This is a genomic window from Geomonas ferrireducens, assembly GCF_004917065.1.
GTDB lineage: Bacteria > Desulfobacterota > Desulfuromonadia > Geobacterales > Geobacteraceae > Geomonas > Geomonas ferrireducens.
In genome coordinates this window covers 1,568,691-1,582,827 of sequence record NZ_SSYA01000001.1, presented here as the reverse complement: position 1 = coordinate 1,582,827, position 14,137 = coordinate 1,568,691, and the positions used below count along the sequence as shown (strand labels likewise).

The 14,137-nt window shown below is 62.7% G+C and carries 12 protein-coding genes; 8 read left to right on the top strand and 4 right to left on the bottom strand.

Going from position 1 to position 14,137, the window contains the following annotated elements:
- Positions 1–15: 15 nt before the first annotated feature.
- Positions 16–3,573, bottom strand: coding sequence for an AsmA family protein (locus E8L22_RS06905; RefSeq protein ID WP_136524456.1), 3,558 nt, complete (start codon positions 3,571–3,573; stop codon positions 16–18).
- A gap of 182 nt (positions 3,574–3,755) precedes the next feature.
- Positions 3,756–5,201 (bottom strand): glyceraldehyde-3-phosphate dehydrogenase, encoded by a 1,446-nt coding sequence (locus tag E8L22_RS06900; RefSeq protein ID WP_136524455.1) that lies wholly within the window; start codon positions 5,199–5,201, stop codon positions 3,756–3,758.
- 452 nt (positions 5,202–5,653) lie between these two features.
- On the opposite strand from E8L22_RS06900, the gene E8L22_RS06895 reads away from it, so the two are divergent.
- The 3 genes from E8L22_RS06895 to E8L22_RS06885 are packed head-to-tail and all read left to right on the top strand — an operon-like array spanning position 5,654 to position 6,798.
- Positions 5,654–5,983, top strand: a complete 330-nt coding sequence (locus tag E8L22_RS06895) for a DMT family protein (protein WP_136524454.1) — start codon at positions 5,654–5,656, stop codon at positions 5,981–5,983.
- Between the two features lie 15 nt (positions 5,984–5,998).
- On the top strand, positions 5,999–6,304 hold the full coding sequence (locus E8L22_RS06890) for a putative quinol monooxygenase (RefSeq protein WP_136524453.1): 306 nt from the start codon (positions 5,999–6,001) through the stop codon (positions 6,302–6,304).
- A 14-nt stretch (positions 6,305–6,318) separates the two neighbouring features.
- Positions 6,319–6,798 carry a DUF2127 domain-containing protein gene (locus E8L22_RS06885; protein WP_136524452.1) on the top strand — a complete coding sequence of 160 codons (480 nt, stop codon included), beginning with the start codon at positions 6,319–6,321 and terminating at the stop codon, positions 6,796–6,798.
- Here E8L22_RS06885 and E8L22_RS06880 read toward each other — a convergent pair.
- Both E8L22_RS06880 and E8L22_RS06875 read right to left on the bottom strand, forming a co-directional pair.
- Positions 6,795–7,565: a sugar phosphate isomerase/epimerase family protein gene (locus tag E8L22_RS06880; protein WP_136524451.1), complete on the bottom strand. Its 771-nt coding sequence runs from the start codon at positions 7,563–7,565 to the stop codon at positions 6,795–6,797. The genes E8L22_RS06885 and E8L22_RS06880 overlap by 4 nt on opposite strands.
- Entirely contained in the window at positions 7,558–8,610 is a 1,053-nt protein-coding gene (locus E8L22_RS06875; RefSeq protein WP_136524450.1) for a potassium channel family protein, read from the bottom strand. The genes E8L22_RS06880 and E8L22_RS06875 overlap by 8 nt, the downstream gene beginning before the upstream one ends.
- Positions 8,611–8,756: 146 nt before the next feature.
- Here E8L22_RS06875 and E8L22_RS06870 point away from each other — a divergent pair, with 146 nt between their 5' ends.
- From E8L22_RS06870 to E8L22_RS06850, 5 genes are all read left to right on the top strand, one after another.
- A complete protein-coding gene (locus E8L22_RS06870; RefSeq protein WP_136524449.1) occupies positions 8,757–9,446 on the top strand; it encodes a GntR family transcriptional regulator in 690 nt (229 codons plus the stop codon).
- 223 nt (positions 9,447–9,669) lie between these two features.
- On the top strand, positions 9,670–11,058 hold the full coding sequence (gene selA, locus E8L22_RS06865; RefSeq protein ID WP_136524448.1) for an L-seryl-tRNA(Sec) selenium transferase: 1,389 nt from the start codon (positions 9,670–9,672) through the stop codon (positions 11,056–11,058).
- 130 nt (positions 11,059–11,188) lie between these two features.
- Positions 11,189–11,884, top strand: a complete 696-nt coding sequence (gene ispD, locus E8L22_RS06860) for a 2-C-methyl-D-erythritol 4-phosphate cytidylyltransferase (protein WP_136524447.1) — start codon at positions 11,189–11,191, stop codon at positions 11,882–11,884.
- Positions 11,885–11,888: 4 nt separating this feature from the next.
- Positions 11,889–12,362: a 2-C-methyl-D-erythritol 2,4-cyclodiphosphate synthase gene (gene ispF / locus E8L22_RS06855; protein WP_136524838.1), complete on the top strand. Its 474-nt coding sequence runs from the start codon at positions 11,889–11,891 to the stop codon at positions 12,360–12,362.
- Between the two features lie 54 nt (positions 12,363–12,416).
- Positions 12,417–14,105 (top strand): glutamine--tRNA ligase/YqeY domain fusion protein, encoded by a 1,689-nt coding sequence (locus E8L22_RS06850; protein ID WP_136524446.1) that lies wholly within the window; start codon positions 12,417–12,419, stop codon positions 14,103–14,105.
- Positions 14,106–14,137: the final 32 nt, after the last annotated feature.

Here is a 14,137-nt window from a genome sequence, read left to right as displayed (position 1 = left end):
TATAGCACAGCACCTTCACTCTTCCCACTTGAACTCAGGCGCCGCTTCCGGCGGTGGCGTTGCCGCGCCCTTTTTCTGCTCCGGCTCTCCGGTCGCCGGCTTGCCGCGCACCGCCGCCTCCCTGATCGACTCCAGGAGATGGCCGAGTCCTATGCGGTTCTGGGTCGGCGCTATGTTCACGTTCAGATCCTTCACACCGACTAAGTTGGTGTTGACGATCCTCAAGGTGTTGAAGGTGAGGTCCCCGTCCTGCAGGGTCGCCTTGATCTCCGCCGCGTCATACGGGCGATCGCGGCTTAAAAAGAACCCGCTCAGTTTCTGCTTCGCCAGCCGCTGCAGGAACTCCTTGCTGACCAGCATCTTCTCGTCCTTCCCTTCGCGCGCCCACAGTTCCACGAAACCCGCGGTGCCGTCGATGCCCCCCCCAGTGCCGCGGAAACTGATGACGCCGTCCACCTTCCCCGAGATGTACCCCTGGACACTCGGGATGCTGCCGCAGAGCTGCTTCAGGCTCACCCCGTTCACCAAGAGGTCGGCCCGATAGACCGCCTTAGTCCCCATGGCAAGATAGCCGGTCCCGAGGATGGCGCCCTTGTAAAGCGTCGCACGCACGGGGAGCACCTCCATCAGGCCGTTGGACGCACGCAACTGCAGGGCGAGCTTTTCGAGCTGCAGCGTTCCGTAGGATATGCGGTCGATGTTCAGCGCGTTGCCCCCCGCAGACATACCCTTGAGTTCTTCGAGAACGCGCCGGTAATTGCCACGGCTGAACTCCCTGCTGTCGCGGGGACGAGGTGCGGCCTTCGCCGAGAAATCCATGGAAACCGGGAGGGTTCCGGCGATGCCTGAAATAGTGAGCTTCTGGGAGGGAGAATCGATGCCACCGCCATGGACCTCGAGCCGTCCCTCGAGGAGCTGCCGTCCGCCCCGCAGCTCGAGCTTCCCGCCGCCCGAGAGCGTTCCCTTGAGGGTCGCCTCCTGCACCGCCTGCGGCATCAGGTTGACGGCGGTGTCGACGAGGGTGTCCACCGGGGTCTCGGGAAGGGAAAAGGCGATGGTGCCCTCCCTCCCCGGCGACGCGGCACGCGCCACCTCGCCCCGCACCCGCAGGGCGACCCCTTTTCCCGGAGAGAGGAGCCCCTCCCCTATGGAAAGCTTCCCGGCCGCGTAGCTCCCCGAGAGGAAAAGGGATCCGCCGGAAAAGGCGCGCTTGCCGTCCCTGGACGCCGAGAGGTTGCGTCCTTTGGCATCGAAACGGCAGTCGAGCCCACGTCTCCCCGCGTAGCTGCCGCTCGCGCGCAGGTCGAGCTCGCCGCCGGTGGGCCTTGTCCCCGCGTCTTGCTTCAGAAAACCGGCCGCTTGGGCTGCCGCAGCACCGGTAAGGGAGAGAGTGAACTGAGCGGTGTCCGGGGTGAAGGGGCGGAACCGCCCTAGTCCAGCGAACTTTCCTCCCAGGAGCGAACCGCTCACCTCCGCTCTCCCCCCTTCCCTGGAGAAGACCGCCTGCAAAGCGGGTGCGCCGATCCCTTTCCCGTTGAGCGAGACCGACCGGGTTGAGAGATGGGCTTTCCCTTCCAGCCACTGCTCCTCCCCGGAGCGCACCATCTGTCCGCTGAAGCGCCCCGCCACACCGGTTAATTCGAGATCTCCCCGCCGCAGCGCCCCACCTTCGAGCTCCCAGGCCAGTGGGATGCGTCCAGTTGCCCCCTTGGGAGGGAGCTCCCCGCTCAGACGTGCGATGGCAAGACGCGTGTCCCCCAGCCGTCCCTGCACCCCATCGAGGGTGAGCTTGGTACCGTCAACCCGGTAGGCGAGGCGCGCATCACCACCCTTGCCGTCCAGAGTGAGACCGGTAAGGCGTGCCTCACCGGAGGCTGCCAGCCGTCCAGAGTGGCGGCCTAACTGCGCGGTAACCGCACCGTCCCTGATGGCGGCTGGTGTCTTCCCTCTTTTTGCGGAGACGCCGGAGAGGAGCAGTCTTGCGGTGGCGGTGAAGTCGCTCCCTCCCTTACCGGTTGCGGCGAGCTTCCCGGAAAGAACTCCGGTACCGGCCTCGACGCCGTAGCGCTTCAACAACGGGTTGAGCGAGGAGACCTCTGCCTCGCCGATCTTCAGGGATACGGAGACGGGCTCAGGATGCGCGGCATCAAAGGAAAGATCGCCCGTTGCAGGGACACCCATCAGGCGCGCGCTAGCTTTGCTGCTTTCAAAGCGCACCGGCCTAAGCTGCGGGGAAAGGGCGAGATCGAAGGGGAGTTCGAGGGCGTCAACCAGGGCCGTGCCGGTTGCATGAGGCGCCGAGAGCCTCCCAGCCAGCGCAACGCCCCCTCCCTTGCGGGCGATGCTCGCCTTTCCCGAGAGTCCGCTCACCAAGGCCTCCCCTCCCCTGGCAACGCTCCCCTCCTCGAGGACAAGGACGCCTGTAGCACTTTCCACCCCGCGACGGGCACTCCCCTCTACACGCAACGATTCGCAGCGCAGTTGTCCGCCGTAGAGAAGGCCGCCGCGGGCCTTGTCCGCCAACAGGGCGTTCAAAAGGGCGAGATCGACGCGGTCCACGGCGAAGAGGAGGGCGAACTCACGCTCTTTTCTTACCCCGGACACGCTCCCTTCGCCGTGCAGTTGCGCCACGTTTTTAATCTCGAGAGTCGCGTCGGCGAGATCGGCACGGTCCTCCTCCAGGCCATAGGTCCCGGTGAAACTCAGGGAACCGGCCACGGGATAGCTGCCGCGGGCGGCGGGTAGCTGGATGTCGCGGAAACGGAAGGCGCCGGAGAAACGGAGTTCCCCTTTTGCGAGGACAGCGGCAACGGCGAGAGAGCCCCCCGCCTTCTGAAACGTTTCCGGGGTCTTCAGCTTGAAGAGAGCCGCGGCCCGCTGCAGGGAGAGGGTGGGGGCGCTCAGGGAGAGATCCAGGGCTGCCTCGTCCCCCGGACGTGCCGTTCCGCCCAAATGGTAGGAGTTACCTGCCGGGTCCTGGAAGACGAGGTCGAGCTGTGCGCTACGCGAGCCGCCGGTGGCGAGGTTGAAAAGCTTCAGGTTCATCCCCTTCACCCCCTCGCCCTGCACCGATAGCGACCCGTTCACCACCACGAGCTTCCCGATTACCGTCTCGGGCGCGGGGCGCGCAGGAGGCTTTCTCGCGGCAAGTCTTCGCTGTAGTTCCGAGAAGTTCCATGTCCCTGCCGGGTTCTTCTGCAGGTCGATGCTCCCCTTCTCGATGGAGATGAGTTCGAAGTTGCGGCGCCCCCGCAAGAGGTCGAACCATTTGGGCGTCACGGTAACCGAATCGGCGGCGGCGAGGTCGGGTCCGGCAAACCCCTTCGGGGAGTGCAAGCGGATCCCGCGCAGGACGACGCTGCGCCCCGAAAGCCCTACCTTCGCCACGGTGAATTCCTGCTGGAGTGTGGAGGTGATGAGCCGAGATACCTGACGGGCGGGAAGCGGGGTGGCTAGATAGATTTCCAGTGCGAGGAAGATAAGCAGAATAAGGGCGAGCAGCCCGGCAGCGCAAAAAGCTGCGAGCCTTCCCGGCCCTTCCAAAGTGAATTTTCTGCCGACGTCGTTGCCCATGTGACCCCTTTCTTCGCAGGGTGAACTTTACCTTGGATCGGCAAGATGGGCAAGGAGAGGCTTCAGGAGCGGGAGGAGGCTTTGAGAGGGGGATGGAAGACCGCACTCAAGCAGGCGACCGAACGAAAAAGGGGCGCCCGCTTTCCGGACGCCCCTTCCTTTTCCAACTATTCCTGTCGCTCTTAGGCCGGCAGTGCGGGGAGCTCGAGGCCGGCCATCTTCTGGACCATGCGCACGACCTGGCAGCTGTAGCCGAACTCGTTGTCGTACCAGACGTAGAGCACGCAGCGGTTGCCCTGCACGATGGTGGCGAGCGAGTCGACCACGCCTGCGTGACGCGAACCGACGAAGTCGCTGGAGACGACGTCCGGGGAGTTCGTGTAATCGATCTGGTTCTGCAGCGGCGAGTCGAGGGAGATGGCGCGCAGGTAGCTGTTCAGCGTCTCCACGTCGGTCTCCTCCTTGAGCTGCAGGTTGAGGATCGCCAGCGAGACGTTCGGGGTCGGGACGCGGATCGCGTTGCCGGTCAGCTTGCCGGTCAGCTCCGGAAGCACCTTGGCGACGGCCTTGGCTGCGCCGGTCTCGGTGATGACCATGTTGAGCGGGGCGCTCCGCCCGCGGCGGTCCGCCTTGTGGTAGTTGTCGATCAGGTTCTGGTCGTTGGTGTAGGAGTGGCAGGTTTCGACGTGACCGCTCACGATGCCGAACTTGTCGCTCACCGCCTTCAGCACGGGAACGATGGCGTTGGTGGTGCAGCTGGCCGCGGAGAAGATGGTCTCTTCCGGCACGATGAGCTCGTTGTTGATGCCGGACACCACGTTGGGGATGTCACCCTTGCCCGGCGCGGTGAGGAGCACCTGGGAGACGCCCGGCGCCTTCAGGTGACGGCCGAGGCCTTCGCGGTCGCGCCACTTGCCGGTGTTGTCGATGACGATGGCGTTGCGGATGCCGTACTGGGTGTAATCGACGGTTTCAGGGGCGTCTGAGTAGATGATGCGGATCATGTTGCCGTTGGCGATGATCGCGTTCTCTTCCTCGTCGATGGTGATGATGCCGTTGAACTGGCCGTGCACGGAGTCGCGGCGCAGCAGGCTCGCACGCTTCACGAGGTCGTCCGCCCCCCCTTTGCGCACCACGGCGGCGCGCAGGCGGAGCTTCTCGCCGCTACCGGATTTCTCCACGAGGATGCGGGCGAGCAGGCGGCCGATGCGGCCGAAGCCGTAGAGCACGATGTCCTGCGGCTCGTCCAGAATCGAGGTGCGGCCGGTGTTGACCGAGGCAAGCTCGCTCGCCACGAAATCGTCGACGGAGACCTTCCCCTGCAGCGACTGGTAGCGGACCGCCAGCCTGCCGAGGTCGATGCGCGCCGGCGCGATGTCCAGCTTGTTCACGGCCTCGAGAACGGGGAACGTCTCTTGGACGGTCAGCTCGCCGTCGAGGATCTGACGAGCGAAACGATGCGCCTTGAGGATCTCGATGGTCGGGCTGTTCACCAGCGAACGGCCGTACACGGTGGTGACGACGTTGTTGTCGCGGTAAAGATGACCGATGATCGGGAGCATGCGCTCGGCAAGCTCCTCATGACCCTGCCATTCCTTCAAATAAGCTTCCTGTTTCTCAATCTTCATAGTTCGTCCCTTCGCGGAAGATAATGCCGGGGAAGTTCCGAGAGGCTCCCGGCGCAAAACTCAGTGTCACAGGGCCGACGCACTACTGTCAACTGCCACCAGGGGCATCGCCTAAGTACACTGAATCACTTCGCGGTTGACAGAACGACAGGAGCTGGAACGGCCAAAACTCCCGCATACTACAGCATTTTCGTGATGTAAACAATTGAAAGTTCAGAGGGATATTTAAGTAGTGTTTTTGTTAATTATCCATGGCACATTTTAATCACGCTATGATCACAACGGCATCCTTCGCGCCGCGCTAATCTTTGCACTTGCCGCCTCTGTCGTGCTATCCTTTCGCCTTGTGCCGGTCACCCGCCCCCCGCCGGCTCATCCGATTGCCGGCAGGCTCGGCGCGCCCCGCTACGGCCACGGCCGATCGGCCAAAATTCATCGACCCGGAAAACGCAATGAGAACCATCGTACTGCTGATCCTTTCCAACGTGTTCATGACCTTCGCCTGGTACGCCCACCTGAAGGACCTGCGCGGCGCGCCGGTCTACGTCGCCATCCTCGCCAGTTGGGGCATCGCCCTTTTCGAGTACATGCTGCAGGTCCCCGCGAACCGCGCCGGGTTCGGAACCTTTAGCCTGGGACAATTAAAGATAATGCAGGAAGTCATCACCCTGTCCGTCTTCGTCCCGTTCGCCGTCTTCTACATGGGGCAGCCGCTCAAACTTGACTACCTCTGGGCCGGGCTCTGCATGGCCGGGGCGGTCTTCTTCATCTTCCGCGGGTAAAAAAAGGAGCAAACGATGATCTGCGTACTGGCTTCGATTCGAGTCAAGGAGGGGGCGCGTGAGGCTTTCCTCAAAATCTTCAACGAGAACGTCCCCAAGGTGAAGGGTGAGGCGGGATGCATCGAGTATTTCCCCGCCCTCGACGTCGACGCCGCTCTTCCCGTACAGGTGCGCGACGAAAAGGTGGTGACCATCATCGAGAAGTGGCAGAGCGTTGAGGCGCTGCATGCGCACCTCGCCTCGCCGCACATGCTCGATTACAAGGAACGGGTACGTGACCTCGTGGAAGAGGTGACCCTCAAGGTGCTGCAGCCGGCTTAGAAGAGGGATCGGGTATGGCGGCAAAGGGAAGAAGTGCGAAGGGGCGCGGACTGCGGGTGGTGGCGGTCTTCGAGGCCCTGAAGGGGGCGGCGGTCCTTCTTGCGGGATGCGGGGTACTGACGCTGGTCCACAAGGACCTGCACCATATTGCGGTGCGGCTCGTGCAGCTTTTGCACATGAACCCGGCGCGGCACTACCCGAGCATCTTCATCGACGCTGCAAATCGCGTCACCGACTTTCAGCTCTGGATGCTCGCGCTCTCCGCGCTCGCCTACTCCGCGGTACGCCTCATCGAGGCGTACGGGCTGTGGCACGAGAGGAGATGGGCGGAATGGTTCGGTTTTCTCTCCGGAGCGGTTTACCTGCCCGTCGAGATGTTCGAGATCTTCCGCAAGCCCGACGCCCTGCGTGTCGCGGTATTCCTGGTCAACCTGGGTGTCGTCGGCTACCTCGCCTCCGCCCTCAAACGCTCGCGAAGCTCCCGCCGCGGCTAACCGAGGTACGGGCGCAAAACCTCGAGAGAACGCTCCAGATGCGGCTTGCTGTGCGACTCTATGGTGAATGCGGCGTCCGGCGCGTACCTTTCCATCAGGCGGAAGAACAGTCCGAAATCGACGGCCCCCTCTCCCGGAGGTGCATGGTCGTCCTTCGTCCCGCCGTTGTCATGGATGTGCACTTCCTTGATCCGAGCGCCCAGCGCCTCGAACCACCTCTCCATGGAAACCTGCTTGAAAAGGTTCCAGTGCCCCACGTCGAAGCAGTGCCCGAAAGACTCATCCTCCACCGCCTCGAAGAGCGCCTGCAGCGTTGACGGCTCTTCCTCGAAGATATTCTCCACCGCGACCGCCGTGCCGATCGCCCTGGTCCGCTGTAACACGCTTTGCCATGCCGCGACGCTCAACTCAAGCCACGCCCCCCTCGCCTCTCCGTAACGCCAGCGGTCGAAGCCCGGGTGGAACACCATGACCTCGGGGCGCAGGATCTCGGCGGCATCGAGCACCTGCCGGAAACGGTGCATGGTGGCGTCGCGCAGCAGTCGCTCCAGCGAGCCCGGGTTCAGGTCCATGAACGGCGCGTGGATGGTGCAGGAAAGCCCTTCCCCCTGAAGCGTCCGCGCGGTCTCCGCGAGATGGGCTGGGGTTGCCGCGTCGAGCGCGTCGGCGGAGAGATAAATCTCCGGATTCAGACGGCGCTCCATGACAAAGGGGAGATGCTCCCGGATCTGGGCGTACGGTACGTGGGCGAAGACTCTTTTATTCATCCTTCTTCCTGTGTTTCTTGATCAATTCCTCGGCGCAGTCGTCGCAGCGCACCAACTGGTCCAGTTTCAGTATCGCCGCAGGTTCCCCCAGCACGATCAGCGTGTCATGCGCCTCTATTTTCGTGTGCGACTCCGGGTTGAAGACCATCCTGCCGCTTTGCTTCTTCACCCCGACGATGATGACGCCGGTCTCCTTGCGGAAGCCGGAACTTGCCAGGGTCTCCCCGATGAAACCGGAATGCATCGGGATCAGGATCTCCTCCATCTGCAATTCGAGATGCTCCCGTCCGGTGGCGATTTCGATGAAGTCGACCACCGTCGGCCGCAGGATCGCCTGCGCCATCCTTGAGCCGCCGATCAGGTAGGGGGAAACGACCTTGTTCGCCCCGGCGCGCTTCAGCTTGATCTCCGACCCCTCCTCGCCGGCCCGGGCGAGGATGAAGAGATCCGGGTTGAGGCCGCGCGCGGTGAGCGTGATGTACACGTTCTCGGTATCGGAGGTGACCACCGAGATGAGCCCCCTCGCCTTCCGTATCCCCGCCTTCAGGAGCACGTCGTCGATGGTCGCGTCGCCCGGCAGGAACAGGTAGCCGTTGCCGTCCTTCTCCATCTGGGCGATCATGTCGATGTCCTTTTCCACCACCACGAAGGGAAGCGGTTTGGCTGCGAATTCCTTGCAGATGAGGGAGCCGATGCGCCCGAACCCGCAGATGATGTAGTGCCCGTCGAGGGCCGCTATCGCCTTTTCCACTTTTTTCCTCCCGAGGATCCTCTGGAACTGCCCCTCGAACATGATCTGGGCGAGGCTGCCCACGATGTAGCCGATGACGCCGACCCCGAAGAAAATCAGCATCATGGTGAACATCTTCCCCACGTGGCTCAGGTCGTGGACCTCCCGGAAGCCGACCGTGCCGAGGGTGATCACCGTCATGTACAGGGCGTCCAAGAGACTCCACCCTTCCAGCGTCATGTACCCGCTGGTCCCGACGGTAAGGAGGAGCAGCAACACCCCTATGGAAATTTTGAAATGCCGGACTGGATCCATTTTCGAAACTCCCTCAGCGTCGCAACATACAGACCATGCGGTGACATTTCAAGCAATTTCATGTGCATCCCCCCTGAATTGCAAAGGGAAATGCTTGACAATCTTTGGATACTGTATACAATACGGCGATCATTCAAGGGGGCCGCATGAAGAAGAGCGTAGAAAAGCACCTTACCCTTAGAGAACGCATACTTGAGACCATCCGCGATGCCATCATGTCTGGCGCTCTCAAGCCTGGAGAAAAGGTTGCCGAACCCGAACTTGCCGCCCGCTTCGGAATCAGCCGCACGCCGATCCGGGAAGCCTTCCGCCAGTTGGAATCCGAAGGATATCTTTCCGTCATCCCGCGCAAGGGAGCGCTGGTCGCCAGCTTCTCCGCGAAGGACGTCGAAGAGTTCTACGCCATAAAGAGCATTTTGGAAGGTTACGCCGCCCGCAAGGCCTGCGCGCAGCTCAGCACGCGCGAGATAAACAAGCTTGAGGCGATAAACGAGAAGCTGCGGGAGATCGCCGAGGAAGGCGACGTGCGCCACTTCTTCAAGGTGCACAACAGTTTTCACGAGCTCTTCATCAAGGGAGCGGGCAACGAAAAGCTGCACGACATGATCTCCCAGCTGCTGAAGAAGTTTCAGCGTCTGCGCATGGCGTCGCTTATGAAGCCCGGGAGGATGCAGCTCTCGGTGGAGGAGCACGAGAAGATCATCGAGGCGTTCCGCAAGCGCGATCCGGTGATGGCCGAGATGCTCGTGCAGAAAAACGCCGAGTACGGCGGCAAGGTCCTCATAGAGGAGGAAGACTCCCCCGAGATGTGGACCACCAAAGGACTCGACCTCTAATCCAGCCTACCAACCCGCGGCGCCCTTAAGCCCCGCGGGTTTTCTTTTACCCAGTACAGGAGCCAAGGCTCCGCCGTCACGCTCTCACCGCTAATCTCTCGCCTCATCCCTCAATCCCAAGGTCAATTGGTTCATTCCCCTCCAAACCAGTGGATTTTCTTTGCCTCATTCATCACTTTGAGTTAAATTAGCCCGTTGCCATTTCAATGAGTGGAGGGGCTTTGTGCAGCAGCTGAAATTGATCCCTAAAGTGGACCGGGTTCTCGAATGGGAGGACGTGCGCCGGCTTCTCTCCGAACAGCCGAGGGAACTCGTGCTGAAGGCGGTACGCCAGGTGCTGGATCTGCTTCGTGCCGGGGCCCGTGCCGGTTCCCTCGACGATGCGGCCTTCGCCGAGAAAGCGCTCTGCACTGCGGTTTCGCGCGAGCTGCGCCTTCTGACCCGCCCGAGCCTGCGGCGGGTCATCAACGGCTCCGGCATCGTCATCCACACGAACCTCGGACGCTCCATCCTCCCCGAGGCCGCCCGCGACGCCCTCAACACCATCGCCTTTTCTTACTCGAACCTCGAATTCGACCTCGACGAGGGGGTGCGGGGGAGCCGCTACAGCCACGTCGAGGCCCTCTTGTGCGAGCTGACCGGTGCCGAGGCCGCCATCGTGGTGAACAACAACGCGGCGGCGGTGCTGCTGACCTTGAGCGCCATGGCGGCAGGACGCGAGGCGGTGGTCTCCCGCGGAGAACTCGTCGAGATCGGCGGCTCGTTCCGGATCCCCGAGGTGATGAGGCTTTCCGGCGTCACGCTCAGGGAAGTCGGTACCACCAACCGGACCCACCCGAAGGACTACCAGAACGCGGTGAACGAGAACACCGCGGTCTTTCTGAAAGTACACTGCAGCAACTTCGCGGTTCTTGGCTTCACCAAAGAGGTAACCGCGGAGGAGATGGTGGAACTCGGCAAGCAGGCCGGGGTCCCGGTCCTGGCCGACATGGGTAGCGGGAACCTGGTCGACCTCTCCGGGAAACTCCCCTGCCCCGAACCGACAGTGCAGGACTTCGTGCGCGCCGGTGTCGACGTCATCACCTTCAGCGGCGACAAGCTCCTGGGCGGGCCGCAGGCGGGCATCATCGTCGGCAAGAAGCACTTCATCGAGGCGATGAAGAAGCACCAGCTCCTGCGCGCGCTCAGGATGGACAAGCTGACGCTCGCAAGCCTCGAAGCGACCCTCGCGCTGTACCGCGACGAAATAGTGGCCTTCAAGAAGGTGCCGACGCTGCGCATGCTGACAGCCTCGCTCCCCGAGCTCACCGCCCGCGCCAGAAAGATCGCGGGGCAGTTGCGCCGCCGCACGCCGGACGCAGTCAGCTACAAGCTGACCGACGGCTTCTCGCAGGCCGGTGGCGGCACGCTGCCGCTTCTGAACCTCCCCACCATGCTCATCGAGGTCGCCGTAGAGGGGCTTTCCCCGAACGACATCGAATCAAGGCTCAGGGGGATGGAGATTCCGGTCATCGGCCGGATCAGCAAGAACGCCTTCCTGCTCGATCCGCGCACCCTACAGGACGACGACCTGCCGGACCTGGCCGCCGCCCTAACCGCCTTGGTCGGCTAGGCGGCGCTCCACTTCTCCAGGTGGCGTGTCTGCACTTACTTTGGTGATATTTAACTGGTTTTTTCACAGCCAAACTGTATAATTCGGCGCTTTCCCTCCCGGGAAGCCGCTCTCACAATCGAGGTTATTTTTGACCAGGGTTTTCGCGCTTATTCCAGCCGCGGGCATGGGAAAGAGGATGGGGGCGGGGTACAACAAGCAGTACCTCGCGCTCGACGGCATGCCGATCGTCGCGCACACCGTGCGGGTCTTCCAGGAGGCCGCATGCATCGACGCCATCTACCTCGTCTCGCCCGAGCAGGAGATCCCATTTTGCCGCAGCGAGGTGGTCGAGCGCTACGGCTTCACGAAGGTGCGCGCCATCGTGCCGGGAGGCGCCGAGCGGCAACACTCGGTCCATAACGGGCTGCGCGCCATCGAGGGAATCGCTGCGGACGACCTGGTGCTGATCCACGACGGGGTGCGCCCCTTCGTCACCGCCGCCATGCTCGAAGAGTCCGTTGCCGCCGCGCAAGCTTCCGGCGCCGCCATCGTCGCGGTCCCGGTCAAGGACACGGTGAAAGTGGTCCGCGAGGGGGTCATCGCCGAGACGCCGCCGCGTGAACAGCTCTGGCTGGCGCAGACGCCACAGGCGTTTCGCTACGGCCTGATCGGCGCCGCCCACGACGAGGCCGCCGCCGATGGTTTTCTCGGGACCGACGACGCCTCGCTCATGGAGCGCCAGGGAAAACCGGTGCAGGTCGTGAGAGGCGACTACACGAACATAAAGATCACGACTCCCGAGGACATGATCCTCGCCGAGGCTTTTTTGAAGGAGAAGAAGTGAAATGATGCGCATCGGGCACGGCTATGACGTACACAGACTGGTGGAGGGGCGCAAACTGATCCTCGGCGGGGTGGACGTCCCCTACGTGAAGGGGCTTCTCGGGCATTCCGATGCCGACGTGCTCCTGCACGCCATCTCCGACGCCATCCTGGGCGCCATCGGCGAAGGGGACATCGGCAAGCACTTCCCCGACACCGACCCGGCCTACAAAGGGGCGGACAGCCTGAAGCTTCTGCGCCACGTCATGGATCTCGCGGAAAGCAAGGGGTACAGGGTCGGCAACGTCGACGCCACAGTGGTCGCGCAGCGCCCGAAACTCGCCCCCTTCATCGCGCAGATGAGAAGCAACATCGCGGCGACGCTCGGCACCGAGGAAGACCGGGTGAACGTCAAGGCGACCACCACCGAGGAACTCGGCTTCGCCGGAAGAGGCGACGGCATCGCCGCTTACTCAGTGGCGCTTTTGGAAAAGAAGTAAAAATATTCAACTCTACGCATGCCGGCCGCACCGGCAGCGGACAGGACAACACATATGACAACAGAAGAAACACCAGTAGTCGAGAAAGCGGCCAATTTCATCCGCAACATCGTCACCGAAGATCTAAAAAACGGCAAGCACAAGAGCATCGTGACCCGCTTCCCGCCGGAGCCGAACGGTTACCTGCACATCGGCCACGCGAAATCCATCTGCCTCAACTTCGGCCTTGCCCGCGACTTCGGCGGCCGTTGCCACCTGCGCTTCGACGACACGAACCCTGCGAAAGAAGACATCGAGTACGAGGACTCCATCAAGGAGAACGTGAAGTGGCTCGGTTTTGACTGGGGCGAGCACATGTACTACGCCTCGGACTACTTCGAGAAGTTCTACCAGTACGCCCGGGTCCTCATCGAGAAGGGGCTCGCCTACGTGGACAGCAGCAGCGCAGACGAGATCCGCGCCATGCGCGGCACCCTGAACGAGCCGGGCAAGGAGAGCCCGTACCGCAGTCGCAGCGTCGCCGAGAACCTCGACCTCTTCGCCCGCATGCGCGCCGGCGAATTCGAGGACGGGAGCCAGGTGCTCCGCCTGAAGATCGACATGGCCTCCCCGAACATCAACCTGCGCGACCCGGTCATCTACCGCATCAAGAAGGTCGATCACCACAGGACCGGCGACGCCTGGTGCATCTACCCGATGTACGACTACGCGCACTGCATCTCGGACGCCATCGAGGGGATCACGCACTCCATCTGCACCCTGGAGTTCGAGGATCACCGCCCGCTTTACGACTGGGTACTCGACCAACTCCCGGTGCCGAGCCATCCGCAGCAGATCGAGTTCTCCCGCCTGAACCTGAACTACACGGTGATGAGCAAGAGAAAGCTCCTCGAACTGGTGCAGGAGAAACTCGTGGACGGCTGGGACGACCCGCGCATGCCGACCCTGGTCGGGATCAGGCGCCGCGGCTTCACCCCGGAGTCGATCCGCGCCTTCTGCGAGACCATCGGCGTAGGCAAGAGCGACAGCCTCATCGACATGAGCATCCTCGAGGACGCGGTGCGCGAGGACCTGAACGTCCGCGCCCCGCGCGCCATGTCGGTGCTGCGTCCCCTGAAGGTGGTCATCGAGGGGTACCCGGAGGGTGAGAGCGAAGAATTCGAGGCGGCGAACCACCCGAACAACCCGGAGATGGGAACCCGCATGGTCCCCTTCAGCGGCACGGTCTACATCGAGCGCGACGATTTCCAGGAGGAGCCGGTCAAAGGGTTCTTCCGGATGGCGCCGGGCAAGGAGGTACGCCTGCGCTACGCCTACATCGTGAAGTGCGAGTCGGTGGTGAAGGACGAAAACGGCGAGATCGTCGAGGTCCGCTGCAGCTACGACCCGGCCTCCCGCGGGGGGAGCGCGCCGGACGGCAGAAAGATCAAGGGAACCATCCACTGGGTGAGTGCTGATCACGCCGTCGACGCCGAAGTCCGCCTCTATGACCGCCTGTTCAGCACGCCGAACCCCGGCGGCAAGAACGAGCCCGACTACCGCACCTCGCTGAACCCGAAGTCCATCGAAGTGCTGAAGGGTTGCAAGCTCGAGCCGTCCCTCGCCTCGGCGACCATCGAAGACCGCTTCCAGTTCGAGAGGCTGGGATACTTCTGCCCCGACATGAAGGACTCCCGTCCCGAGGCGCTGGTCTTCAACAGGACCGCCACCTTAAGGGACTCCTGGAGCGAGCAGAAGCGCTAACGACCATACTCCCCTCCCCCTTAGGGAGAGGG

Coding starts and splice junctions, on each gene's coding strand:
- E8L22_RS06875 (WP_136524450.1), bottom strand. CDS start 8,610: ATGGATCCAGTCCGGCATTTCAAAATTTCCATAGGGGTGTTGCTGCTC.
- E8L22_RS06895 (WP_136524454.1), top strand. CDS start 5,654: ATGAGAACCATCGTACTGCTGATCCTTTCCAACGTGTTCATGACCTTC.
- E8L22_RS06900 (WP_136524455.1), bottom strand. CDS start 5,201: ATGAAGATTGAGAAACAGGAAGCTTATTTGAAGGAATGGCAGGGTCAT.
- E8L22_RS06905 (WP_136524456.1), bottom strand. CDS start 3,573: ATGGGCAACGACGTCGGCAGAAAATTCACTTTGGAAGGGCCGGGAAGG.
- ispF (WP_136524838.1), top strand. CDS start 11,889: ATGCGCATCGGGCACGGCTATGACGTACACAGACTGGTGGAGGGGCGC.
- E8L22_RS06885 (WP_136524452.1), top strand. CDS start 6,319: ATGGCGGCAAAGGGAAGAAGTGCGAAGGGGCGCGGACTGCGGGTGGTG.
- E8L22_RS06890 (WP_136524453.1), top strand. CDS start 5,999: ATGATCTGCGTACTGGCTTCGATTCGAGTCAAGGAGGGGGCGCGTGAG.
- E8L22_RS06850 (WP_136524446.1), top strand. CDS start 12,417: ATGACAACAGAAGAAACACCAGTAGTCGAGAAAGCGGCCAATTTCATC.
- E8L22_RS06880 (WP_136524451.1), bottom strand. CDS start 7,565: ATGAATAAAAGAGTCTTCGCCCACGTACCGTACGCCCAGATCCGGGAG.
- E8L22_RS06870 (WP_136524449.1), top strand. CDS start 8,757: ATGAAGAAGAGCGTAGAAAAGCACCTTACCCTTAGAGAACGCATACTT.